The organism is Staphylococcus sp. IVB6214 (assembly GCF_025558585.1).
In the GTDB taxonomy this organism is placed as follows: Bacteria; Bacillota; Bacilli; order Staphylococcales; family Staphylococcaceae; genus Staphylococcus.
Genome location: NZ_CP094723.1, coordinates 1,948,493 through 1,972,282, shown reverse-complemented (window position 1 = coordinate 1,972,282; position 23,790 = coordinate 1,948,493). Strand labels below are relative to the sequence as shown.

General features: G+C 38.6%; 17 protein-coding genes and 1 pseudogene. 8 read left to right on the top strand and 10 right to left on the bottom strand.

The window, feature by feature from the left end; all coding sequences use genetic code 11:
- The first annotated feature begins 94 nt into the window (after window positions 1-94).
- Both MUA51_RS09765 and MUA51_RS09760 read left to right on the top strand, forming a co-directional pair.
- Window positions 95-1,885 carry an ABC transporter ATP-binding protein gene (locus tag MUA51_RS09765; protein WP_262559644.1) on the top strand — a complete coding sequence of 597 codons (1,791 nt, stop codon included), beginning with the start codon at window positions 95-97 and terminating at the stop codon, window positions 1,883-1,885.
- Window positions 1,869-3,656, top strand: a complete 1,788-nt coding sequence (locus tag MUA51_RS09760; protein WP_262559643.1) for an ABC transporter ATP-binding protein — start codon at window positions 1,869-1,871, stop codon at window positions 3,654-3,656. Before MUA51_RS09765 ends, MUA51_RS09760 begins: the two co-directional genes overlap by 17 nt.
- 324 nt (window positions 3,657-3,980) lie before the next feature.
- Here the strand turns inward: MUA51_RS09760 and MUA51_RS09755 are convergent, their stop codons facing one another.
- The 3 genes from MUA51_RS09755 to MUA51_RS09745 all read right to left on the bottom strand — a co-directional run bounded on the left by MUA51_RS09755 (window position 3,981) and on the right by MUA51_RS09745 (window position 9,264).
- Complete coding sequence (locus MUA51_RS09755; RefSeq protein WP_262559205.1) at window positions 3,981-5,294, bottom strand: ISL3 family transposase; 1,314 nt, start codon at window positions 5,292-5,294, stop codon at window positions 3,981-3,983.
- 201 nt (window positions 5,295-5,495) lie between these two features.
- The gene (locus MUA51_RS09750; RefSeq protein WP_095117867.1) at window positions 5,496-6,881 is read right to left on the bottom strand and encodes an alanine/glycine:cation symporter family protein; all 1,386 of its coding nucleotides are present in this window, start codon (window positions 6,879-6,881) and stop codon (window positions 5,496-5,498) included.
- Window positions 6,882-7,308: 427 nt separating this feature from the next.
- On the bottom strand, window positions 7,309-9,264 hold the full coding sequence (locus MUA51_RS09745) for a fructose-1,6-bisphosphatase (RefSeq protein ID WP_262559642.1): 1,956 nt from the start codon (window positions 9,262-9,264) through the stop codon (window positions 7,309-7,311).
- Between the two features lie 446 nt (window positions 9,265-9,710).
- Here MUA51_RS09745 and MUA51_RS09740 point away from each other — a divergent pair, with 446 nt between their 5' ends.
- The 4 genes from MUA51_RS09740 (at window position 9,711) to MUA51_RS09725 (ending at window position 13,609) form a co-directional block, all read left to right on the top strand.
- The gene (locus tag MUA51_RS09740) at window positions 9,711-10,982 is read left to right on the top strand and encodes a pyruvate MFS transporter (RefSeq protein ID WP_262559641.1); all 1,272 of its coding nucleotides are present in this window, start codon (window positions 9,711-9,713) and stop codon (window positions 10,980-10,982) included.
- 190 nt (window positions 10,983-11,172) lie between these two features.
- Window positions 11,173-11,760 (top strand): class A sortase SrtA, encoded by a 588-nt coding sequence (gene srtA / locus MUA51_RS09735; RefSeq protein ID WP_262559637.1) that lies wholly within the window; start codon window positions 11,173-11,175, stop codon window positions 11,758-11,760.
- A gap of 132 nt (window positions 11,761-11,892) precedes the next feature.
- Window positions 11,893-13,041: a glycerate kinase family protein gene (locus MUA51_RS09730; protein ID WP_262559635.1), complete on the top strand. Its 1,149-nt coding sequence runs from the start codon at window positions 11,893-11,895 to the stop codon at window positions 13,039-13,041.
- Between the two features lie 13 nt (window positions 13,042-13,054).
- Window positions 13,055-13,609 (top strand): tubby C-terminal domain-like protein, encoded by a 555-nt coding sequence (locus MUA51_RS09725; RefSeq protein ID WP_262559634.1) that lies wholly within the window; start codon window positions 13,055-13,057, stop codon window positions 13,607-13,609.
- A gap of 52 nt (window positions 13,610-13,661) precedes the next feature.
- On the opposite strand, the gene scdA is transcribed toward MUA51_RS09725, so the two are convergent.
- From scdA to MUA51_RS09700, 5 genes and pseudogenes are all read right to left on the bottom strand, one after another.
- A complete protein-coding gene (gene scdA, locus MUA51_RS09720) occupies window positions 13,662-14,336 on the bottom strand; it encodes an iron-sulfur cluster repair di-iron protein ScdA (RefSeq protein WP_262559632.1) in 675 nt (224 codons plus the stop codon).
- A gap of 294 nt (window positions 14,337-14,630) precedes the next feature.
- Window positions 14,631-15,321, bottom strand: a pseudogene (locus MUA51_RS09715) (amino acid ABC transporter permease).
- A gap of 13 nt (window positions 15,322-15,334) precedes the next feature.
- Window positions 15,335-16,015, bottom strand: coding sequence for an amino acid ABC transporter permease (locus tag MUA51_RS09710; protein WP_262559630.1), 681 nt, complete (start codon window positions 16,013-16,015; stop codon window positions 15,335-15,337).
- A 1-nt stretch (window position 16,016) separates the two neighbouring features.
- A complete protein-coding gene (locus MUA51_RS09705; protein ID WP_262559629.1) occupies window positions 16,017-16,859 on the bottom strand; it encodes a transporter substrate-binding domain-containing protein in 843 nt (280 codons plus the stop codon).
- On the bottom strand, window positions 16,856-17,605 hold the full coding sequence (locus MUA51_RS09700) for an amino acid ABC transporter ATP-binding protein (RefSeq protein ID WP_262559628.1): 750 nt from the start codon (window positions 17,603-17,605) through the stop codon (window positions 16,856-16,858). The genes MUA51_RS09705 and MUA51_RS09700 overlap by 4 nt, the downstream gene beginning before the upstream one ends.
- A gap of 156 nt (window positions 17,606-17,761) precedes the next feature.
- On the opposite strand from MUA51_RS09700, the gene MUA51_RS09695 reads away from it, so the two are divergent.
- Window positions 17,762-18,832, top strand: a complete 1,071-nt coding sequence (locus MUA51_RS09695) for a PTS sugar transporter subunit IIC (RefSeq protein ID WP_262559627.1) — start codon at window positions 17,762-17,764, stop codon at window positions 18,830-18,832.
- Window positions 18,833-18,934: 102 nt separating this feature from the next.
- On the opposite strand, the gene pflA is transcribed toward MUA51_RS09695, so the two are convergent.
- Together pflA and pflB are read right to left on the bottom strand one after the other, a co-directional pair.
- Entirely contained in the window at window positions 18,935-19,696 is a 762-nt protein-coding gene (gene pflA / locus MUA51_RS09690) for a pyruvate formate-lyase-activating protein (RefSeq protein ID WP_262559626.1), read from the bottom strand.
- 242 nt (window positions 19,697-19,938) lie between these two features.
- The gene (gene pflB, locus MUA51_RS09685; RefSeq protein WP_262559625.1) at window positions 19,939-22,188 is read right to left on the bottom strand and encodes a formate C-acetyltransferase; all 2,250 of its coding nucleotides are present in this window, start codon (window positions 22,186-22,188) and stop codon (window positions 19,939-19,941) included.
- A gap of 330 nt (window positions 22,189-22,518) precedes the next feature.
- Between pflB and MUA51_RS09680 the strand changes: the two genes are divergently transcribed.
- On the top strand, window positions 22,519-23,661 hold the full coding sequence (locus MUA51_RS09680; RefSeq protein ID WP_262559624.1) for a hypothetical protein: 1,143 nt from the start codon (window positions 22,519-22,521) through the stop codon (window positions 23,659-23,661).
- The last annotated feature ends 129 nt before the right edge of the window (window positions 23,662-23,790 follow it).

Here is a 23,790-nt window from a genome sequence, read left to right as displayed (position 1 = left end):
TATATTTTGTATATGATAGTATACAAAGGTTATTTTTTGTAACTTTACATAAAAGTGGGAAATAACATAAAAGAAAGGATGGTGGTGATGCACCTTGAAAGTATTTCGAGATTTGAGTTGGTTTTTTAAACAAGAGAGAAAGAGATTTGTGATCGCACTTGTCGCAATGCTCATCACAACATTTTGTAGTTTAATACCGCCAAGAATGATTGGCTTTGTGATTGATCACATTACAGAAGGAACATTGACACCGCGTTTGTTAACCATCTGTTTACTCATCATGATTGGATTAGGTGTGATCATCTATCTTTTGCGTTTTGTATCTCGCATGCAATTGTTTGGTGCAAGTGCAAAGTTAGGGCGTATTTTGCGTGAGCGTCTCTATGAGAAATATACGATGATGAGTCCATCATTTTATCAACAATATCGTACGGGAGATTTGATGGCACATGCGACTAATGATATTCGTGCAGTTCAAAGCTCAGCCGGTATCGGTGTGATGACAATTGGTGATGCATTGATTACTGGCGGGATGACGTTGGCAATGATGGCAATCACTGTCAGTCCGAAATTGACATTGATTGCGATTATTCCATTGCCGATTCTCGTTTTAGCGACGAATTATTATGGCCGGTTGTTACACGATACTTTCAAAAATGCTCAAGCAGCTTTTAGTCAATTGAACGATAAGACACAAGAAAGTATTTCGGGTATCAAAGTAACGAAGTCTTTTGGCTATGAAGAAGATGATGAAGCGGACTTCCGTGAGTTGAGTGATGAAGTTGTAGGGAAAAATATACGTGTTGCAAAAATTGATGCACTGTTTGATCCAACGATACAGTTAGTACTAGGGACGAGTTATCTGTTAAGTATGATCTTTGGTTCAATTATGACGCTTAATGGAGAAATAACGATTGGTGATTTGGTGACATTTACGACATATCTCAATATGCTCGTATGGCCACTGTTAGCGCTAGGTTTCTTTTTCAACATTGTACAGCGTGGACATGCATCATATGATCGAATTCGTCAGATAGAAAGTGTTGAGAACGATGTCAAGCTGATAGAGAATATTGAAACGAAACCTACTGGAGATATCGTATTTCAAATGGATGCATTTCAGTTTCCCGATGAGCAAGTGGCACGTCTACACGATATTCACTTTACATTAAAACAAGGGATGACGCTTGGTATTGTCGGAAGTACGGGATCAGGCAAAAGCTTGATGTTACGTCTCTTGTTACGTGAATTCGATACCGATCATCCCGACGATATACAATATGGCGGTCGAGCAATTCGTTCGTATGGTATCGACCAGTTACGTGCACAGTTCGGTTATGTCCCACAAGAACACTTCTTATTTTCGTCGACGATCCGTGCCAATATCGCTTTCAGTCAACCGAATGTATCGGATGAGACGTTATATCATGCCAGTCAAATGAGTCACATTCATCGCGATATAATGGGACTACCAGAAGCATATGATACAGTCGTTGGTGAACGTGGGGTGTCGTTGTCTGGTGGACAAAAGCAACGTATTTCGATTGCACGTGCACTGATCAAAGACCCAGATGTGCTCATTTTAGACGACGCATTGTCAGCAGTAGATGCTGAGACAGAAGCGGCGATACTTCATAATTTGAAAGAGACACGTCAAGGCAAGACGAATATGATTACCGCACATCGCATGAGTGCTGTGATGCATGCGGATATGATTTTAGTTATGCGTGAAGGCACCATTGTTGAACGGGGAACACACGATGAATTACTCGCACAAAATGGTTGGTATGCAGAAACATTCCATGCACAGGCCATGCAAGCACGTTACACTGAAGATTTAACGGCGCAAGTAGAAAGAGGGGGTCAACATGGGGAAACACACTAAAGAAGTCGTTCAATTATCCGCCAAAGAACAATTACATGTACTTATACGACTGCTTCAGTATACGCTACCGTTTAAGAAATTAATTGCTGTATCATTGTTGACACTCAGTATTTCCATTGCTGCGAGTATGAGTATTCCGTATATTGTTAAGATTTTTATCGATGAGTATTTATTACAATCGAGACTATCAAATCAACAAGTAATCGGTTTGTTAATAGCTTTTATCGTTATTCAAATTGTGGGTGCAATGACGACCTATTTAAGTGTGTATTACTTAGAATATTTAGCACTAAAGGTCATCCAACAACTACGAATTGATGCATTCCATGATATTACACGATTAGGTATGGCATTTTTTGATGAAACGCCAAGTGGGAGTATTGTATCAAGGTTGACGAATGATACAGAAGCCATTATTGAGATGTTTACAGGTGTTTTAACTTCCTTTTTACAAGCTTTTTTGATGGTTATTGCAAGCTTTGTCATGATGTTTGTATTGGATATTCGTGTCGCATTATTTGCACTGCTGTTTGTGCCGGTGATTATCATAATACTCGCATGTTATCGTAAGTTCGCATCTGTATACTTTAACGAAACACGTCAGCGATTATCGGATTTGAATGCGAAGTTGGCTGAGTCGATTGAAGGTATGAAGATCATTCAAGTATTCAATCAGCAACAGCGTCTAAGAGAAGAGTTTGGAGCGATCAATGCTGAACATTATGAAAAGTCTATGAAGACGATTCAATTGGACAGTCTGATGTTACGTCCTGCGATGACGATGTTAGCCACATTTGCGACGGTGATGATTTTAGGGTACTTTGGTCTTTTAAGTTTCAGTGAGACCGTTACTGCAGGTGTGGTGTATGCGTTTATTCAATATATGCAACGCTTTTTTGAGCCGATTAATCAAGTGAGCCAGAACTTGAATATCTTCCAACAAGCGATTGTATCAGCGAGCCGTGTGTTTAAAATGATGGACAACGAGACGCATGCGCCAACACAACAAGAAGATGAAACAGCGACAATTCAACAAGGACGCATTGAATTCAAAAATGTGAGCTTCAGTTATGACGGTACACATGATGTGTTACATGATATTTCTTTCGTAGCGGAACCGGGCCAAACGGTGGCATTGGTAGGCCACACGGGATCGGGTAAAAGTACGATTGCGAATCTATTTATGCGTTTTTATGAGTTTGAACGTGGAGATATTTTAATTGATGGAAAATCTATCAAGTCTTATGCGCAACAGACGTTGAAGCAAAGTATCGGCCTTGTGTTACAAGACCCGTTTATCTTTTATGGTACAGTTGCATCGAATATCCGACTGTATCATCCGACGATGACGTTTGAACAAGTGGAAGCGGCAGCGAAGTTTGTTCATGCACATGATTTTATTATGCAGCTATCAGATGGCTATGATCATCAAGTAATTGAACAAGGGCGTGCATTTTCTAGCGGACAACGTCAATTGATTGCCTTTGCACGTACGATGGCAATGGATCCTAAAATCTTACTTCTGGATGAAGCAACCGCGAATATCGACTCTGAGACTGAAGAAGCCATTCAGAAGTCATTGGCGAAAATGAGACATGGACGTACGACTTTAGCAATTGCGCACCGCTTGTCTACGATTCAAGATGCAGATCAAATACTCGTGTTGAACAAAGGTGTTATTGCAGAAAGAGGGACACACGAAACGTTGCTAGCACAACGAGGCATTTACTATAACTTGTATCAGTTACAGTTGAGAGGCGAGTTATTATAAGAGGAAGTCCATTTTTTGTGGTGGGCAGATAATAAAAAGTAACTAATTTTATTTTTAACTTAATCATAACATGTAGTCATCTCTACATTCATTTAAGCGTACAGTTTAATTATTAATTGTGCGCTTTTTCTATACCATCATTTCTTTAATACTCGCTTGCCAAGGCGCCTCACTTCAACTAATTTTGGCTTTATTGAATAAAAGAAGCCAAAATGGATTTTCCGTTCGGCTTGTTGCCTTAGGCGTCTCGTATTAGAAATGATTTTAGATACACATCTCTAAGTGTGTTAGGACATATTAGATAGCGATTACTACGTAATATATTTATGCAGCGTTATTTATTAGTAAACTATCCTTTTTACGTCGTTGATATAGCTTAAAAATAATCAGTATCCTTGCCTTGAAGTTATTAAAGTTTCGATAGCCATATGATACACGTTTAATAAGCTTAATTTTATTATTGATACCTTCAATCGCTCCATTGTTTAACTTAGGGTGTTTAATTGTTGAATAAAGGATATACTCGTATTTTTTATAGAACCGAATGACACGCCAAACACCACGTGATACATGCTTCTTATCAACACTCATTAAAGTTTCTTTGAAACGTAACCAATCACATTGTTTTAATGCTTCTCGAAGGTGATGAACTAACATATATGTGTCATAGAGCTGCTGATCAAGATTTAATAGATACTCTAAAATATCTCTTGATGTCGTATACGTTTTGAAGGACTTCGACCAAAAGTATTCATAGCTGTTGATATCTTGTCTGTCAGAAAGGAAAAGTTTCCAGTGTTTTTTCATTTTCGTGTAATCTGTTGATGACTTATAGCGACAAGTATTCATTATAGAAATACGTTGCTTATTAAGTTCACGGTTAAGGTGCTGAACAATGTGAAAACGATCAAAGATTAAAATCGCATTCGGGAATACTTCATGAATGAAGTTAATGTAGGGTTCATACATATCGGCTGTGACCGTTTTGACAGCTAATCGTTCACGACGATCAAAACGATAGAAGTACTCTTTAAGTTTGTGAATACGTCTATCTTCTAAGATATCGATAATCTGATTCGTTTCATTATTTATAAACAGAAAACTCATCGCTGTTGTCACATTTTTAACGCTTTTAAATTCATCTATGGAGAGATGTTTAGGCAATCCAGATGAAGGTTTTACTATTAATGATTGTGAGATATGGTGAATACATCTCTTAACTGTGCTTGGTGAAACACTACAATCATTAGCAATGTCTATCTCAGACTGTACACGTGTGAGTTTGTCCTGAATCGCTAATTTCACACGGTTAGTAATAAAGCAATTACTATCAACAATGTTTGTTTGAGCCGTAAAAGTCTTTAAACAATGTAGACACTTAAAGCGTTCTTTCGCTAAATTAAGATAAACATTAGACTCTTGAGATTTTAATAGTGTTAAACGCGAAACACGTTTACCGTGCTTATGTATTTGTCCGTCATTGACACAACCACACTTCATACATGCCTTTGGTGTATAAGAAAGTGTTCCATAAACAACCGTAGAAAGCTGACCACGCACTTCTACATCTTCTTCCACTTTAAGAACTTGAATATTTTCATCTTTTATTTTTAATAGTTTTAATATATCATTACACATAGGCGCATCATGTCTCCTCTCATTTTTTGTTTAGGCACTTAAAATTATAGAGGCATGAGCGCTTTTTTTGTATCAAAATGATTTAAAAAACAAAAAAGGGCGGGACAGCAGTTCATGCCATCCCACCACAAAAGATTAAGACCCTTATAAGAAAGCACAGAAAAACGACTATTGCGAGATGGCAATAGTCGTTTTTGTATTTTATGATACTTTACGTAAGGATGGTTTAAAGTAATCTTCTGTTTCTTCCTTAACAACTTTGTACAACAGTAAGATACCGATTAAGTTTGGAATCATCATCATCGCATTGGCAACGTCAGCAAAAAGCCATACAGTACGCAAGTCTGCAACAGTTCCTAAGAACGTTGCTGCAACGTAAATCACGCCATATAACATCACGTATTTTACACCAAATAAGTATTCGAAACATTTCGCACCGTATACGAACCACGCAATAATTGTTGAGAAGCCAAAGAAGATAACAGAGAGTGATACCACGTATTCACCTAGCATGCCAAGACTAGAACCAAAGGCAACGCTTGTTAATGCGCCAGCTTCGAGTTTTGGATCGTGTGACACGCCTGATAATAAACCACCGCTCGGATCCCAGTAACCTGTCACAAGTAACACAAGTGCTGTCATCGTACAAACAACGATTGTTACGATGAATGTTCCTGTCATTGCAACGAGTGCTTGAATGGCAGGATGACCTGACTTCGCATTACCTGAGATTAAGGCAACCGTCCCTAAACCAGCTTCGTTCGAGAAAATCCCTTTTGATACACCGTTTTGAACGGCTTGCATCACCATAATACCTGTGAATCCCCCTGCAGCTGATACAGGTGTGAATGCATATTGGAAGATTAATCCGAATGCTGGAATGATTTTGTCGTAATTAATCAAAATAATTGTGACAGCAGCACCGATATAGAAAATTGCCATCATCGGTACAAAAACACCAGCGACGTTACTAATACGTTTAAGTCCACCGAAAATAATCAATGAGATAAGAATAGCTAAAATGATCCCTGTGATAAAGCCACTCACATTGAATGAGTTTGTCATAACGTCAGCGATTGTATTAGATTGAACACTGTTTCCGATACCAAGTGAGGCAAAGGCGCCAAACATGGCGAAAGCTACTGCTAAGAACTTGTAGCGAGAACCGAGTCCTTTTTCGATATAGTACATTGGACCACTTGAATACTCGCCATTTGCATTTTGCTCGCGATATTTCATCGCTAGTAATGCTTCGGCATACTTCGTTGTCATACCGAGTAAACCAACGACCCACATCCAGAATACAGCACCGGGGCCACCTAATGTAACGGCTGTCGCAACACCTGCGATATTCCCATTACCGATCATTCCGGCAAGTGATGTCATGAGTGCTTTGAAGTTACTGATGTCTCCTTCGCTATCATCTTGGCTCTTGTCTGGGACGAAAGCCAGTTTGAACGCATGAAGTAACTTCGTGAACTGCATACCTTTTAAGACAAAGGTTAAAAATAAACCTGTCCCAGATAATAAAATTAAACTTGGTGCTCCCCATAAAACACCATTAATTTTTTCTAGGATTTCTAACACACATAACCCCTCCAGTATATTCAATTCATAAGTAAACGCTTTCATTATTATATTATATAAATGATCTAGATGTAAAATCTCATCAAGGATGTTGGAATAGTACAATGTGTTCAGAGCCTATTGGCACTAAGGACATTGTATCCCGAACAATTCTCAACATAGGCATCAGTGATAAAGAGGCGCTTTATTATGAAATGGTACGATTTAATATTGGTATCGCACTCTAAAATTTTACATCTTTCATGATTAAAAAGCTACTTAAAATTAAAAAATAATAATGGTGTTTTCAAATGAATAAAAGGTTTTGGTTTTCTTTTATACAAAAGAATTCAAGAAGTTTTTATCATTTATTAAGACTGAATATCTGCAAAGAAAAAAACAGCAAAACCTATTGTGAAAATAGTGTTTCGCTGTTTCGATACATATGTTATTTCATATAGCGATATGTCATCAGTTCTTTCAACATATCAATTTCTTTTTGTAATTCAATGCCTTTATTTGTGTCGCGAATGAGCTTGCGTTCTAACTCTTCATCTACGACACGACGAATTGATAGCTCGTCTTCACCCGTTTCAAGGACGTTTTCTTTTGAGTTAAACTGTTGGTGTGCAACAAGCTGCATCCCGAACGAGTTATATAGCAAGGTGTAACCTGCAATCCCCGTTGTAGATTGATATGCTTTAGAGAAACCACCATCAATAACTAACATCTTACCATTCGCCTTGATTGGGTCTTCGCCATCACGTTCTTTAACAGGGGTGTGCCCGTTAATAATACGTCCTTGTTCAGGATCCATATCGAATTCTTTTAACATTGATTTGACGTATGATTCTTGTTCGCGCAAGTGATAATATGGATTTTTCTCTTCTTTATGGGTTGCCTTATCTTTGATGAAGTAACGTTCAAATGTTGTCATCGCACGCTTTCCGAAGAGTGATGAATATTTCCCGGTCCATAAGTACCAAATCAAGTCGGTAGAAAGGTCATCTTGTTCATCTAAGTGCTCATAAGCATGACGTACGTGTACTTCGAAGGCATCGATGAGTTCCCGGCCTGCTGCATATTGACCATCAATGATCATGCCTTCCATTTCGCCAGATTCATCAACTGGGATACAGCCATGAATGAGTAGGTTCCCATTATAGCGCAAATAGAGATTTCCTTTTTTCATTAAAAAGTCAATATGGCGGCGCAATTTCTCAGATTCTTGGAATGCGAGAATGAGTCGATCCATCACCTCTTGCTCTTCTTCTAAAAGTGCTGTTGGATTACGTGGGTCGACCGTTTTGAAACATGTATTTTCCAATGGATAAACGGTACCATTCAGTTCGAGTGTTTGTTCACGATAGTTCACTTTATCTAATAGTAGACGCGCATCCATGTCGAACTCCGGACGACGTTTGATAATCGGACCTTCAAGTTTGAACTGAATCATCGCAATTGCTTGATGAATTTTCGTGATTTGTAATTGTTCAGATACAGATGGTGTTTTTTCAGGATGTTTTTTCGGACGGAAAGCCGGATTGTCGTCATAGTATTTTTCGGCCAATGTAAGGAGTGGACGTAAGTTAATACCATAAGCATCTTCAATAATGTCTAAGTTGTCGTAGCGCGCGCAAATACGTAATAAGTTAGCGAGACAAACTTTTGAGCCGGCATATGCACCCATCCATAGCACATCGTGATTTCCCCACTGAATATCAACCGAATGATAGTCGATAAGTGTATCCATGATTTTGTCGGGATGTGGCCCACGGTCATAAATATCTCCGACAACATGTAAATGGTCAACTACAAGTCTTTGAATGGTGTTAGAGAGCCCGATAATTAATTTATCGGATTGGTTTAATTCAATGACTTGATGAATAATTGTTGAATAATAGTTACTTTTATTGTTGTAGCGATTTGTTTTATATAACAATTCTTCAATAATAAAAACGAATTGTTTCGGTAAAGCTTTTCTTAATTTTGAACGTGTATATTTTGAAGAAGTGAATGTAACTAACTCTAGTAGTTGATGAATCGTACATTGATACCATTCATTGCGGGCATCTTTAGAGTCGAAGTTTGCCTTGATACGTTTTATCTTATCTTCGGGATAGTATACTAAGGCAATCAATTCATTGATATCATCTTCAGAAAGACGCTCATCAAAAATATCATGAATTTTTGATTGGATATTTCCAGAACCATTGCGTAACACGTGCTGGAACGCATGATATTCCCCGTGCAAATCACTGACAAAATGTTCTGTCCCCTTTGGTAACTCTAAAATAGACGCCAAGCTGATCAGTTCTGTTGCAACTTTTTCTTCTGAATCGTATTTTTCAGCGAGCAAGTCGAGATACTGTTTCTTGAGTTCTGTTTCTTTTGCTGAATGCATGTGATAGACACCTCTTACTCAATCATTAATTTTATTTTAAGCGCTTCCATCTCTATTAAACCACATTATTCTTGTTACGTTAATAAACAACATTTGAACATTGAATGATTCATCATAAGGCATGGATTACGGAGGATAAAAGTATTGCAATAAGTAGAAAAAATGATGAGGATGAGTGTGTATGTCAAAAAAGTTTTTAGATATTTCGCATAAAATTATTTACTATTGCAATATAGTAAATAATTTGTATTAATGCTTGGTTTATAAGGTCTTCCAAACGCCTTGATGATGGTCTATGATACTAGTTTAATTGTGATAAAATGCACAAACTGAAACCGGTTTCTGAAGTGTTGAAAATTTTCTTGTAAACGTTTTACACCTGTGGTATATTCAAATTGCTAATTTGAAAGGTCATCTGATGACCTAATGAAAGCGGGGTAAAAATCATGACTAGAAAGAAAACAAATATCCGTTGGATGTTTGCAGGGTTTTTCTTCTTAATCGGGGTTATTGCTTATATGGACAGGGCTAATATCTCATATATCGCTGTTCCGATGATGGAAGATTTAAATTTAACAAAGACGCAATTTGGGTTCTTAGCGTCATTCTTCTCACTTGGTTATGCATTAATGCAAGTACCTTCAGGGGTCTTAGCTGAGAAGTTCGGACCGAAAAAAATGATTTCGGTCGCTTTAATTTGGTGGAGCGCATTCACAATCTTAACAGGATTAGTGAAAAACCACGGTTTACTATACTTAGTACGTTTCTTATTCGGTGTTGGGGAAGCACCGATGTATCCATCGAATGCTGTGTTCAATACACATTGGTTTGGTAAGAATGAAAAAGGACGTGCATCAAGTGCGTTATTAGCAGGTTCATACTTTGGTCCTGTATTAGCGCCATTTATTACAGTTGCTATCTACAACACATTCGGTTGGCAAGCCGTATTTTATATCTTTGGGGCAATCGGTTTCTTAATCGCTATGTTGTGGGCAATTATTGCAAAAGACTTACCTGAGCATCATAAAATGGTGAGCGAAGCAGAAAAACAATTCATCATGGAAAACCGTGATGTTGTTTCAACTGAAAAATCATCAGCACCATGGGGAATCTTTTTCACACGTTTTAGCTTCTATGCAATTGCGGCACAATACTTTATTGTACAATTCGCAATTACATTATTCTTAATGTGGTTACCAACATACTTAATGGAAACATTCCATATCGATAACTTAACAATGAGTAAAATCGCTGGTATTCCATGGTTTGTCATGTTCCTTTTAATTCTATCAGGTGGTTTTATTTCAGATAGAATTTTAAGCGCAGGAAAGTCACGCTTCATGGCACGTGCGTCTATCGCAATTGCAGGCTTCGTTGTTTTCGGTGTTGCGTTGAACTTTGCAGTAGGTGCGCAAACATTGGCAATGAATATTTTCTGGATGTCAGTATGTTTAGGTGGTATTGGACTTTCAATGGTTATGAGCTGGGCATCAGCAACTGACTTAGGTCGTAACTTTGCGGGTACAGTATCAGGTTGGATGAACTTATGGGGGAACATTGGAGCGATGTTAAGTCCGATTCTTGCAGGTTATCTTGCAACAATCATGGGCTGGCCTACAACATTACGTTTAATGTTAGTCTTGGTAGTCATTGCAATTATTTTATGGTTCTTTGTAAGACCAGATCATCCATTGATTAGAGAAGAATCAGAAGTTTAATCATATATGAATTTGAAAGTCAGGATACGCGCAATATCCTGGCTTTTTTGTATGGAAAGAAATCTCTGAACTTGATAACGAACCTCGAATAGCTTGTTAACTTATCGTGTCAAACGAATTCGTATAGGTATTTGTTTGGTTGTGTGGTAGAATGGTTCTAAATATTTTAGAGTAAAAGAGGAAACGAATCATGAAACAATTGAAAAATATTTTAGTACCGTTACTTGGTATTGTGCTTATTTTAGGTGGATTATATTTGGTATTCAAAACGAAAATTGATAGCTATTTTGCCCAACAAGAGACAGAGCAAAAAATTGAACAATATGAGTCAAAAAAGCAACCTGCGCAACAGGAGATACCAAAAGATAAATCTCAAGTAGTTGGTGTGTTGACGGTTCCATCAGTTGATATTAAAGAAGCTGTTTATCCGGGTGCAGCGACGCCTGAACAGTTGAAACGTGGATTGGCGTTTGCAGAAGAAGATGAATCATTGTCCGACCAAAATATTTCGATTGCAGGCCACACAGATTATAACTTATACAATCAGTTTACAGATTTGCATAAAGCAAAAAAAGGCGATGCGGTCACATTCAAAGTTGGAAATGAAGAACGAAAATACAAGATTACGTCGATTAAAGATGTTGATCCAACACAAGTAGAAGTCTTGGAAGAAATGAATAAAGAGAAAGATCAACTGACACTGATTACATGTGATGATTATGATCCGAACACAGGACAGTGGTTGAAACGTAGTATTTATGTTGCTGAAGCGGCATAAATTGACTTGATAGGATGGCTTATGAGCAGTGAGATGTTCATAAGTCATTTTTATTGGTTGTTTTTGAGAAACATCATCGCTATTTTAGAGATATAATGGAGATAGATGATAAACACAAAGAGGTGTAACAACATGAAAAAACGACTAGTCATTGCGCCAGATTCATTTAAAGGATGTATGACGGCAATGGAGGCAGCACAGGCGATAGAAGCAGGATGGCGTTCAGTCATGGGGGAGACATGGACTTATGACAAAGTGCCTATGGCTGATGGTGGGGAAGGAACAACACAATCCTTACACGATGCACTCAACGGCGTGTGGAGAATGATAGAAGTGACAGGACCACTCGGCGTACCCGTTCATGCGTCGTACAGTCTTGCATTTGATGGGACAACAGCTATTATCGAGATGGCAGCTGCGTCTGGCTTAGACTTGTTAACACCAGAAACACTGAATCCACTGATGGCTACAACGTTTGGAACAGGTGAACTGATAAAAGATGCGTTAGATCAAGGGGTATCACGTATTATATTAGGTATTGGTGGGAGTGCCACGAATGATGGTGGTGCAGGCTTATTACAAGCGTTAGGCGTGGAATTATTGGATGTCAAAGGAGCGTCTATTGAACGTGGTGGTGCTGCATTACAGCATTTAGCACATATCGATGTGACGAATATAGATAGCCGTTTGTCAGATGTGACATTCGAAGTTGCGTGTGATGTGACGAATCCGTTACTCGGCGAGACAGGGGCTACGGCAGTGTATGGCGCACAAAAAGGTGTTACGGACGAGACATTCCCAATCCTTGAACAAGCACTCACGCAATATCACAATGTGATCAAACAAGATTTACATAAAGCGGTGGCGGATATTCCAGGTGCCGGTGCAGCAGGCGGGCTGGGTGCAGGGTTACTTGCATGTTTACCTGTCTCGTTGCGCAGTGGTGTAGAGATAGTGCTAGACGTCACGAACTTTAGACATCACGCACTGAATGCCGACTTGGTTATAACAGGGGAAGGTCGTATTGATGGACAAACAGCATTCGGCAAAACGCCAGTCGGTGTGGCACAAGCAGCGAAAAAATATCATAAACCTGTCATCGCCGTAGCAGGTAGTATTGGTGAAGGATATGAAGCAGTGTTTAAATATGGAATTGATGCGGTATATAGTTTACTATCAGGACCTTGTTCTTTAGAAACTGCGCTAGCTGAAGGACCAATATCTTTAAAACGCTGGGCAGAGAATATGGCACGTTTTTATCAAATAGCACAGACACGTTAAAGGAGGGAGAGACATGAAAAAGTATCATTACAAAGAAAATTTTTGGGATGGTTCGACGAAAGAAATTTCTGTATTGAATGAACAGGACAAACAAGTAATGTCACTGCGTATCTTAAATAAAAAGAAGCGTAGTAAAATGTCATCTTGGTTAAGTGCGATGAAACAAGAATATGAGATTACAGATGGAAAAGACCTGTATGAAGTGCGTCGAGAAAGGTCACTGAGTACGCTATTCCTACCAGCTTGGCAAGTTTATCACAACCATAAGCCAATCGGAGAACTGAAAGCGAGTTTTAGCTGGGTAAAACCTAAGATGCGATATACAGATATGCAGGCAAATGAACTTAAGCTACAAACAGGGATTTTATCGCATAGCATTATCATAAAAGATGAACGGGAAACAGAACTCTTAAATTCAAAATCAAGTTATTTCAAACTTAGAACAGAACATCAAGTGACCATAGATACTGATCAATACCCACCCTTATTGTTGATGTTGCTATTCCAAGTGGCATTTGAATACTTTGAAATGGTGCGACAAAGTGCCGCATCAAGTAGTTCAAATTAAAATATGACAGTAAAAAAAGACTGGCGTGCTGCCAGTCTTTTTTATATTGTGATTATGCACTTACTTTTGGGAACAATACGTGGTTTTCAAGATGAACATGTGCGTGAGTCTCTTCTTCCAACGCTTCTAAGCGGTTGTAAACAAGACGCCATGTACCACATGCTTCTACTGGTGGTTGGTAGTCATTTGTCAATTCGCGCATTTTTTCAAGTAATGCACCTGTACCTGTGTGGTCATCAACAAGTGATTGTACTGCTTCTTCAAGATCCGGAACTGTTTCCCCATTATGTGCTTTGATTAATTTAGGGAATGTTTCTTTATCTTCTTCATCAGTGTGAGTTAACATACCTGATTTGTAAGTGTCGTAAAGTTCTTTGAGTTCTACTAAATATGGGTGACTTGGACCGTGAACACGCGCTAACTTTGTCACGTAAGGTGTTAATTGTTTTAACTCTTCACGTAATGTTTCGTGATAACGTGCTTCGATATATTGAATAAGTGAAGGAACATCTAGGTAGCTTGGGTTGATACCTTCTGCTTGAATTTTGCTTGCTTCTTCTAACTCTGGTAATAATGTATCTAACTCTGCACGTTTGCTATTTGCAGCTGCTTCATCGATTGAGATTTGACCACCACAACAAAAGTCGATGCCATACTTACGGAAAACATCAGCCGTTTTTGGATATTTTGTAACAACATCTGCTACTTTTTCTGTTGATTGAATCATTTTGGAACATCCTTTCCCTATATGAGTGATATCTCTAGTATACGCTCATTGTGATAATTTGAACATTAGGGAAAAGGCTAAGTTTGTGACGGGAAAATGACTAATTGATTCTCATTCTCAAAAAATGATTGCGAAAATAAAAGATTGATTGTGAGATGAAAGTACTTTATTTTCAAAGGTTTGAACTGTGGTATAAAACAAAAATCCATATTCTAAATGAGAATATATCTAAAAAAGGATACAACATCATTCTAGAAAAGCTCGAGAATGATGCTGTATCCTTTAGTGTAATGTTTACGCACGAAGATAGCGCGTAGTATGTCCTTCAAGTCGATGGAACACAAATTCTAATGCAATTGCTAATACCCAATAGAAAACAACAGCAATCGTATAAACTTCAACAAAGCGATAACCTTCGTTGGCGATGACGGCACTTACACCCATAATTTCCGGAATTTGTATTGCAAACGCAAGGGATGTCCCTTTGATGAGCATAATGAATTGATTTTCGATATTTGGAAGTGCATAACCATAAGCTTGTGGCAAAACAATACGTGTATAAAGATGCCATTTGCTCAATCCAATTGTTTGTGCAGCTTCATATTGATCTTGTGACACGGCTAATAACCCCCCCTTTGATACTTTCGGAGAGATATGCCACAGCGTGCAATGAAAAGGCGATAAGCGCAATGACAAGTGGATGGAACATATCTGGGTTCAACTTCCAATGAAATTGTGCATTTAGCCACAGAATAAGTGCGGGCAAGCCGTAATAAAAAATAAAGAGTTGCACAATAAGGGGTGTACTGCGCATAAATGAGTTATAGACGACAATGATCTGTGAAAGTACAGGAACACGTCGAAATTGAATAAGTGCAAAAAGGCTTCCAATCAATAACCCGACGATAATCGCAACGACTGCGACTGCAATGGTATAAGGAACGCCTTTTAAGGCTTCAGTAAAAGCTTCAATCATAAATGACATAGATAATGCCTCCTTATACTTGATATGGGCGACTTGAACGATGGGAAACAAATGCCAATGCACCTTGAACGATAAGTGCGAGTGCCCAGTAAATAATTGAGATGACAACATAAACTTCTAGCATACCGAGACCATAGTTATTGCCAATGATGAGTTGTACTTGCCCCATCATGTCGATAATGCCAATTGTAAAGGCAAGAGATGTGTCTTTGATCAGTTCGATAATTTGAGTCGTCAAGTTCGGTAAACTATTGCGTAATGCTTGTGGGACGATAATACGGCGTACCACTTGCGGATAGGTTAACCCAACAGTTAGACCAGCTTCTACTTGTGCGTATGGTACGGATTGATAGCCAGCGCGAATCACTTCTGACAGATAAGCACCTGAATGCAAAGTGAACGCTAAAATTGCGAAGAAAAGGCGACTCCATTGGTTAATGTCGATGCCGATAAAGAGCAATACTTGTGGTAGTGCAAAATACACAAGAAAGAGTTGCAAGACAAGTGGTGTGCTACGGCTAAACGACAAAAAGATACGTACGATTGGATTGAGAACAAGAACACGTCGAATGCGAATAATCGCAAGAATCAATCCGAGAATCAGTGCAAAGAAGAGCGCAGTGACAATCATGACGAGTGTGATAGGTAATTGTTGTAATACTTGTTGAAACAAACTTGGCCAATCAATGTTCATGTTACTGCACTTCCAATGCGTCGATATGTTGGTTAATTGTGTCTAAATCTTGGTAAATATCAATGTCAAAGTAGCGGTGTGACAATTCTTGTAACTTACCTTCTTCTTTGAGCGCTTTTGTGGCACGATCAATGTCATCGTGCAATTGTTTGTTTTCTTTGTTATAGACGATATGAAGTGGCTCTTTGGTTACGATACCGCCAATTTTAACGTCTTGATTCAATTCCTTTTGAATTGCCGTATACGTGTTCCAGTTGATAAACATCGCATCACGACGGCCTTGTGAGATCATCTTCAAGTTATCACCGTTAGAAGGTGAGTGAATCGTATCGATATCGATCTGTTCTGTATGTGATTCGTTATAGCGTGATAGGATAGAGTACAATCCACCACTCGGAGCCATTGGTGTGAGTTGATGATTCGTCATATCGTCTAAACTATGAATCGTATTGTTATCTTTATGTACAGTCAACATCGTCAATGAATAGCTATAATGTTCGTTTTGATATAAGAACTTTTCCTCGCGTTCAGGCGTCTTGAAGAACCAGTTAATAGCCATGTCGAACTTACCTGCACCGAGTCCTACTAAGTTGGCTTCTTCTTCTCCAATTTCATATTGAAAATCATATTGTGGTAACTTTTTCTCTAATAGCTTCATATAATCCATATCTAAGCCGATAAAACGATTGTTTTTGTCTGTATATAAGTATGGTGGATTGACTTCGGCAGAGACGGCTACTTTTACGACCTTCTTCTGATTTTGGGATGTATCTTCAGATTGACAACTTGCGAGTATCGTTGCAAGGCCAATGACTAAGAGCAGTTGGGACAAGCGTTTGATCATACAATCACCTGCTTCGTATCGACACGTTCTAAAAATTGTTGTAGACGTGGATGTTCACGATTATGTAAAACTTGTTCTGGAGAGCCTTGAGGAATAATCTCCCCATGATCAATAAAGATGATTTGATCAGCAACAGCTTCAGCGAATTGAATTTCATGTGTGACGAGCGTCATCGTCATACCTTGTTGCGCGATCTTTTTGATAAGCGACAGGATACCTGTGACAGATTCTGGGTCTAATGCAGATGTCGGTTCATCTAACAGAAGTAACTTCGGATTCAGTGCCAATGCACGTACGATACCGATACGTTGGCTTTGTCCACCAGAGAGTTGAATTGGATAATGATCCGCATGTTGACGCAAATTCACTTCGTCTAAAAGTTCATAAGCGATCTTTTCAGCATCTGCTTTTGAATATTTTTGACCATAAATCAAGCCTTCTGTAATATTTTCTAACGCTGTTTTATTGCTGAAAAGATTATAGTTTTGAAAGACCATCGCCGATTGGCTGCGCAGCTGTTTGATGCCTTGCTTTGTTGTATGTTCAAAGTCGACTGTGACATCATTGATTGAAATACTTCCTTTTTGTGGTTGTACGAGTGCGTTTAATGTTCTTAATAGCGTTGTTTTACCAGAACCACTTGGACCAATGATGGCAGTGACTGTACCTTGTGATTGTGAAAATGAGACATTGTTGAGTACGGTTTTTTCATGATATTTTTGGTGCAAATTTTTAACTTCTAACATGTCGTTCCCTCCTTGAACATTAAAATACCATATAAATCCTTATCGGTAAAGTCGGAATTCGAGAAAGTGATCTTTTTTATGATTTTGTCGAAATGTTCTAAAAAAATAGCGTATAATAGCTAACAAGATGTATCATACATCTAAGGAGGGAAAAATATGGGAACAATTGAAAATGAAAAAATGACGTTTAAAAAGTTTACGTTTAACGTATTAAATGGATTAGCCGTAGCCATTGTTGTTGGGTTGATTCCGAATGCGGTATTAGGTGGACTGTTTCAATATTTAGGGAAGTCGATGCCTTTTTTCGAAACATTACATCATGTTGTGTTAGGCATTCAATTCGCCTTACCTTTAATGGTTGGGGTGCTCATTGCATTTCAATTTAAGTTGAATCCGATGGAAACGGCAGTTGTTGGAGCGGCAGCGTATGTTGGTTCAGGTGCAGCACAAGCAACAGAAGCCGGTTGGCAAATTGTCGGTATCGGTGATTTAATCAATACGATGTTAACAGCTTCAATCGCTGTTTTAATGGTACTTTGGTTGAGTGGGCGATTAGGAAGTTTAACAATCATTTTATTACCTATTCTAGTAGGAGGGATTCCAGGACTTATCGGTCTTTTAACCTTGCCTTATGTTAGTAAGATTACGCTGGCAATTGGGAATGTGGTCAATACACTCACAACGTTGCAACCCATATTGATGTGTATGTTGATTGCAATCTTGTTTTCATTCATTATCGTATCACCTGTATCAACAATTGCGGTTGGTTTAGCAATTGGTATTTCTGGCCTTGCAGCAGGTGCAGCAGCAATTGGTGTTGCAGCCGCAGCAGTTGTCCTGTTTATCGGCACCTTGCGTGTGAATAAGCTGGGTGTCCCAGTGGCGATTATTCTTGGTGGAATGAAGATGATGATGCCGAATATTATTCGTTATCCTATTCTCTTATTGCCAATTGGTTTAACAGCAGGTGTTACAGGGATTGTCGGTGCACTTGTCGGTATTGAGGGTACAAAAGAATCTGCAGGGTTCGGTATCGTAGGTCTTGTAGGTCCAATTAAAGCATTAGAATTTTTGCAACATGGAACGATGATGAATGTATTAATAGCCGGTTTTGTATTTATAGGCGTACCTTTAGTTGTAGGCTTCATCGTCAACACATTATTCTGCAAAGTACTCAAGTTGTATCAACCAGACATTTATCGTTTCACAGCGAATGAAGAAGCATAACTTGTCTTGCTAGAAAATATTAAAGCTACACGCTCAGGGGTTTGCGTGTAGCTTTTTACGTTCTTTAATATATATAGGTAGGAGTATGTGAATTATATGTTTTTAGCCAACTGGTGTTAAGGGGGTAACACCATTAAAGTTAACCAATCGATATGCTTCTGCGACATCTTCATCTGTTGGAGGGGAGACATCCGTTAGTTCATATGGAATGCCAAGGGCTTGCCATTTATGAACGCCCAGCTGATGGTATGGAAGCAATTCGAACTTCTCAACGTTACCTAGCTGGTTGATAAATTCACCAAGTGCACGCAGGTCTTCTGGGGCGTCAGTTAAACCTGGCACTAGGACATGTCGTATCCAGATTGGTTGCTTCTTATCGGCTAAGTACTGAATATACTTTAATATATGGGTGTTAGGTTTTCCTGTTAAACGTTTATGCTTTTCATTATCAATATGTTTAATGTCGACCATCAATAAATCTGTATGGGGTAGTAGTTGGTCGAAATGTTTTCTAAAAGCTTCTGAATCATTGGCGCACCCAAGAGATGTATCAATACATGTATGAATGCCCTGTGCTTGAAGCTTTTCAAATAAATCTTCAATAAACGGCATTTGGAGAAGCGGTTCGCCACCACTTACTGTGACACCGCCTCCAGATGCTTGGAAGTAAGGGAGATACGGTGTAATTTCAGCCACAAGTTCATCAGATGTTGCAGTTCTTGACGGTTCATTGATTTTCCATGTGTCGGGGTTATGGCAATATAAGCACCGCAATAAGCAACCTTGTGTGAAGATGATGTAACGTAGACCAGGGCCGTCCACAGTACCTAAACTTTCTATTGAATGAATGTGACCTTTTAACATAGTATATCCCTCTGTTTCCTTTCGTTAATTCGTGTTTGAGAAGTCTCATTAGTGCATTTGAGATTGCAGGGGTCTGCTCAAATTCTAACCGCTTCTCTCCCACCTTCTATTGTCAGTGCTCAAGGAGTAGGGATTTCGACAGAATTTCGCAATTCATCAAAATTTGGAAATCAATTTTGTTCATTGCTCGGATTCTGCTCACTCCCTAAGCACTCCTTTCCCACCTTCTTGTTACCTTCTTGTTACATTGATTCGTGGAATGTACGTGAAATAACATCGAGTTGTTGTTCGCGTGTTAACTTGATGAAGTTTACAGCGTATCCAGATACACGAACTGTCAACTGTGGATATTCTTCAGGGTGTTCCATCGCATCTAACAATGTTTCACGGTTGAATACGTTGATGTTGAGATGGTGACCGTGTTGTAATGCATAACCATCTAAAATGCTGACTAAGTTTTGTTCTTGTGTATGATCTTCTTTACCAAGTGATTTTGGAACGATACTAAATGTATTTGAGATACCATCTTTACAGCAGTCATATGGTAATTTTGCGACAGATGAGAGTGATGCTAAAGCACCGTTTTCATCACGGCCGTGCATTGGGTTTGCACCCGGTGCAAATGGTTCACCAGCTTTACGTCCATCTGGTGTATTACCAGTTTTCTTACCATATACAACGTTAGATGTGATTGTTAATACACTCATTGTATGTTCAGAGTCACGGTAAGTTTTGTGTTTACGTAACTTTCTCATAAAGCTTTCAACTAATTGAACTGCGATGTCATCGACGCGAGGGTCGTTGTTACCGTATTTAGGGAAGTCACCAGTTGTTTCGAAGTCTACAACAAGGCCGTTTTCATCACGGACTGGACGAACTTCTGCGTATTTGATTGCAGATAATGAGTCAGCTGCAACTGAAAGACCAGCGATACCTGTTGCCATTGTACGGTGAACATCTGTGTCATGTAATGCCATTTCAATACGTTCATAGCTGTATTTGTCATGCATGTAATGAATAACGTTCAATGAGTTCACGTATACGCCTGCAAGCCATTCCATCATTTCATCAAATTGTGCATACACTTCATCGTAATCTAAAACATCAGATTCGATTGGTGCAAATTTTGGTGCGACTTGGTTGCCAGATTTTTCATCTTTACCACCGTTAATTGCGTATAATAATGTTTTTGCTAAGTTGGCACGTGCACCGAAGAATTGCATTTGTTTACCAATTCTCATCGCAGATACACAGCACGCAATACCGTAGTCATCGCCATAGCTTTCACGCATTAAATCATCGTTTTCGTACTGAATAGAGCTTGTTTTAATACTCATCTTCGTACAGTAGCGTTTGAAGTTTTCTGGTAAGCGTGTAGACCATAATACAGTTAAGTTTGGTTCAGGTGCAGGACCTAAGTTGTCTAAAGAGTGTAGGAAACGGAATGAGTTTTTCGTAACCATTGGACGACCGTCGATACCAACACCACCGATAGATTCTGTTACCCAAGTAGGGTCACCAGAGAAGAGTGCGTTGTAATCAGGTGTACGTGCGAATTTTACAAGACGTAATTTCATAATGAAGTGGTCAATGATTTCTTGAACTTCTGATTCTGTAATTGTACCTGCTTGTAAGTCACGTTCTGCATAGATATCTAAGAAAGTAGAAGTACGACCAAGACTCATTGCAGCACCGTTTTGTTCTTTGATTGCTGCAAGGTAAGCTAAGTATAACCATTGAACAGCTTCTTTAAAGTTTTCCGCTGGACGGCTCAAGTCGAAACCATAGCGTTCACCAAGTTCTTTTAATTCTTTAAGTGAACGGTATTGTTCAGACACTTCTTCACGTAAACGAATGACATCTTCAGACATAGTAGAAGAAAGGTCATTGAAGTCACGTTGTTTTTCTGCCATTAAGAAGTCAATACCGTATAAAGCAACACGACGGTAGTCACCGATAATACGACCACGACCGTAAGCATCAGGAAGACCCGTAATGATACCTGCTTTACGACAAGCTAACATTTCTTTAGAGTATGCATCGAATACACCTTGGTTGTGTGTTTTACGATAGTCTGTGAAGATACGTTCAGTTTCTTCGTCTAGTTCATATCCGTATGCTTCACATGCTGCTTTTGCCATACGAATACCACCGAATGGTTGCATCGAGCGTTTGAATGGTTTATCTGTTTGAACGCCGACGATTTGTTCTAGATCTTGATTTAAGTATCCTGCATCATGAGAAAGGATTGTTGAAACAACTTTCGTATCCATATCCCACATGCCACCACGTTCACGTTCTTCTTTTGATAACTGCATTACTTGATCCCATAATTTAGATGTTGCTTCGGTAGGACCTTCTAAGAAACTATCATCACCTTGATATCCAGTGAAGTTCAGTTGGATGAATTCACGCACATCTACGTTACGTGTCCAACGACCTGTTTTAAATCCTGACCATGCATTGTTTTGTTTCTTTGGTTCTTTAATCATGAGTATACCTCCTGTTAGGTTTTGTTCATCATTTCACAAACAGTATACCAACTCTTGTGAACAAAATCACGCAATTATTGAAAGCGCTTAACAGTTGTCAAATTTTAGATTCTAATTGGATATAATTCGGACATAATTTATTACAGTTTTTACATGATATTAGTTGACAAATCATTACGTTATTCTATTTTTTCAAAGGTGATTTGAGCGTTTATGTATATGTTTTGAACAAATTGAATGGGAAATCCCTTAATTCGGTAAAAAGGCTTTCGTAAAGGGATGGAACTCTGTAAAATGGAAGTATCATGATCAATGAATGGGTGAGAAAAAATGGTAAGAGATTTCGAAGGGATGTCAGACTTATTATCCGGATTAACGGATGAAGAGAGAGCGCAGTTTGAAGATGCGATGATGAAGCAGGGGATTTTACCTGAGCAACCAAACTCGATTATCGAATTAATGTCTGACTTAACGGTCGGTGATATTAAAAGACTGTGTAAGGCACATGATATCACAGGTTATTCTAGTATGAAGAAAGACGAAATGCTCGTTCACTTTATACAATCGCTTGTAACTGATAATTATATAAAAGAAGAAGTAAGCAAGATGAGTAAAGATCAGCGTTTAGCTTTTGCTTTAACACATCATTATAGCAAAGAAATGTTGCCGTTTATTTCTTCAATTACATTCCCTGATTGTTATCTGGTCTTTAATACAGATCAAGAAGACAATGGGTTGTCTGTATTGGAGATACCGGCAGAAGTTGCGACACGTGTAGGTGCATATATTGAGAAGGAAGACGAAGAATTACAAGCGATGATCTTGAAGTACCGTGTATTTGAAGCAGCAACCAACTTGTATGGTTTATATTCATATACACAATTACAAAATGTATTCAAAACTTATTTGGACGAAGAACATACATTGATGGAAATTCAACGATTCGTAAAACGTTGTGAACGCATTGCGCCAGAAAATATAAATTATCGTTTGGTAAACGGTGCGATTGTTTCATTAGGCTTACAGCTAGAAGAAGATGAATTTGCACATTTCTTAAAAGATGCACATTACTACATGCCAGAGACAATAGAAGATATGTTGTATTTTGAGAGAAATGTTTTCAACTTACCAGATGAAGACATGATTGACTTCTTATCTTGGTTAGATCGCAGTGTGAGAAAAGACAATAACTTTAATGCAACGGCAGATCAACTGAACATCGAATTGTTGACGATGATGAAGCATGCTATTTCATATGACATGGTTGCAGACGTCTTGTTATCGATGGTAAATGATGGTATTTTACGTAAACGTGTGACTGAAACACATCAAAATAAGGTGAAACCTGTTTATATGAAGATGCGTAACTGGATTTTCCACGGATATACGTTTGACGAATACATGCAAATTTTAGACAAAGAATACAAATATGATAGTTCGAAAATTATCGATATCAACGATCATAGAGAATAAATAATAAAAAGTAGGCCAACGATACTTTATATGTATTGTTGGTCTACTTTTGTGTTTAGAGAAAACTCGGGGCTGAGACATAGGCGCTCAATTTCCCTTCAAAAAAAGCCGTTAAAATTCTTTTTTAAG

Excerpts from the sequence above, each read along its gene's own strand:
- MUA51_RS09760 (WP_262559643.1), top strand. The coding sequence starts at position 1,869 with ATGGGGAAACACACTAAAGAAGTCGTTCAATTATCCGCCAAAGAACAA.
- MUA51_RS09755 (WP_262559205.1), bottom strand. The coding sequence starts at position 5,294 with ATGTGTAATGATATATTAAAACTATTAAAAATAAAAGATGAAAATATT.
- MUA51_RS09745 (WP_262559642.1), bottom strand. The coding sequence starts at position 9,264 with ATGCATTCAGCAAAAGAAACAGAACTCAAGAAACAGTATCTCGACTTG.
- MUA51_RS09740 (WP_262559641.1), top strand. The coding sequence starts at position 9,711 with ATGACTAGAAAGAAAACAAATATCCGTTGGATGTTTGCAGGGTTTTTC.
- srtA (WP_262559637.1), top strand. The coding sequence starts at position 11,173 with ATGAAACAATTGAAAAATATTTTAGTACCGTTACTTGGTATTGTGCTT.
- MUA51_RS09730 (WP_262559635.1), top strand. The coding sequence starts at position 11,893 with ATGAAAAAACGACTAGTCATTGCGCCAGATTCATTTAAAGGATGTATG.
- MUA51_RS09725 (WP_262559634.1), top strand. The coding sequence starts at position 13,055 with ATGAAAAAGTATCATTACAAAGAAAATTTTTGGGATGGTTCGACGAAA.
- scdA (WP_262559632.1), bottom strand. The coding sequence starts at position 14,336 with ATGATTCAATCAACAGAAAAAGTAGCAGATGTTGTTACAAAATATCCA.
- MUA51_RS09710 (WP_262559630.1), bottom strand. The coding sequence starts at position 16,015 with ATGAACATTGATTGGCCAAGTTTGTTTCAACAAGTATTACAACAATTA.
- MUA51_RS09705 (WP_262559629.1), bottom strand. The coding sequence starts at position 16,859 with ATGATCAAACGCTTGTCCCAACTGCTCTTAGTCATTGGCCTTGCAACG.
- MUA51_RS09700 (WP_262559628.1), bottom strand. The coding sequence starts at position 17,605 with ATGTTAGAAGTTAAAAATTTGCACCAAAAATATCATGAAAAAACCGTA.
- MUA51_RS09695 (WP_262559627.1), top strand. The coding sequence starts at position 17,762 with ATGGGAACAATTGAAAATGAAAAAATGACGTTTAAAAAGTTTACGTTT.
- pflA (WP_262559626.1), bottom strand. The coding sequence starts at position 19,696 with ATGTTAAAAGGTCACATTCATTCAATAGAAAGTTTAGGTACTGTGGAC.
- pflB (WP_262559625.1), bottom strand. The coding sequence starts at position 22,188 with ATGATTAAAGAACCAAAGAAACAAAACAATGCATGGTCAGGATTTAAA.
- MUA51_RS09680 (WP_262559624.1), top strand. The coding sequence starts at position 22,519 with ATGGTAAGAGATTTCGAAGGGATGTCAGACTTATTATCCGGATTAACG.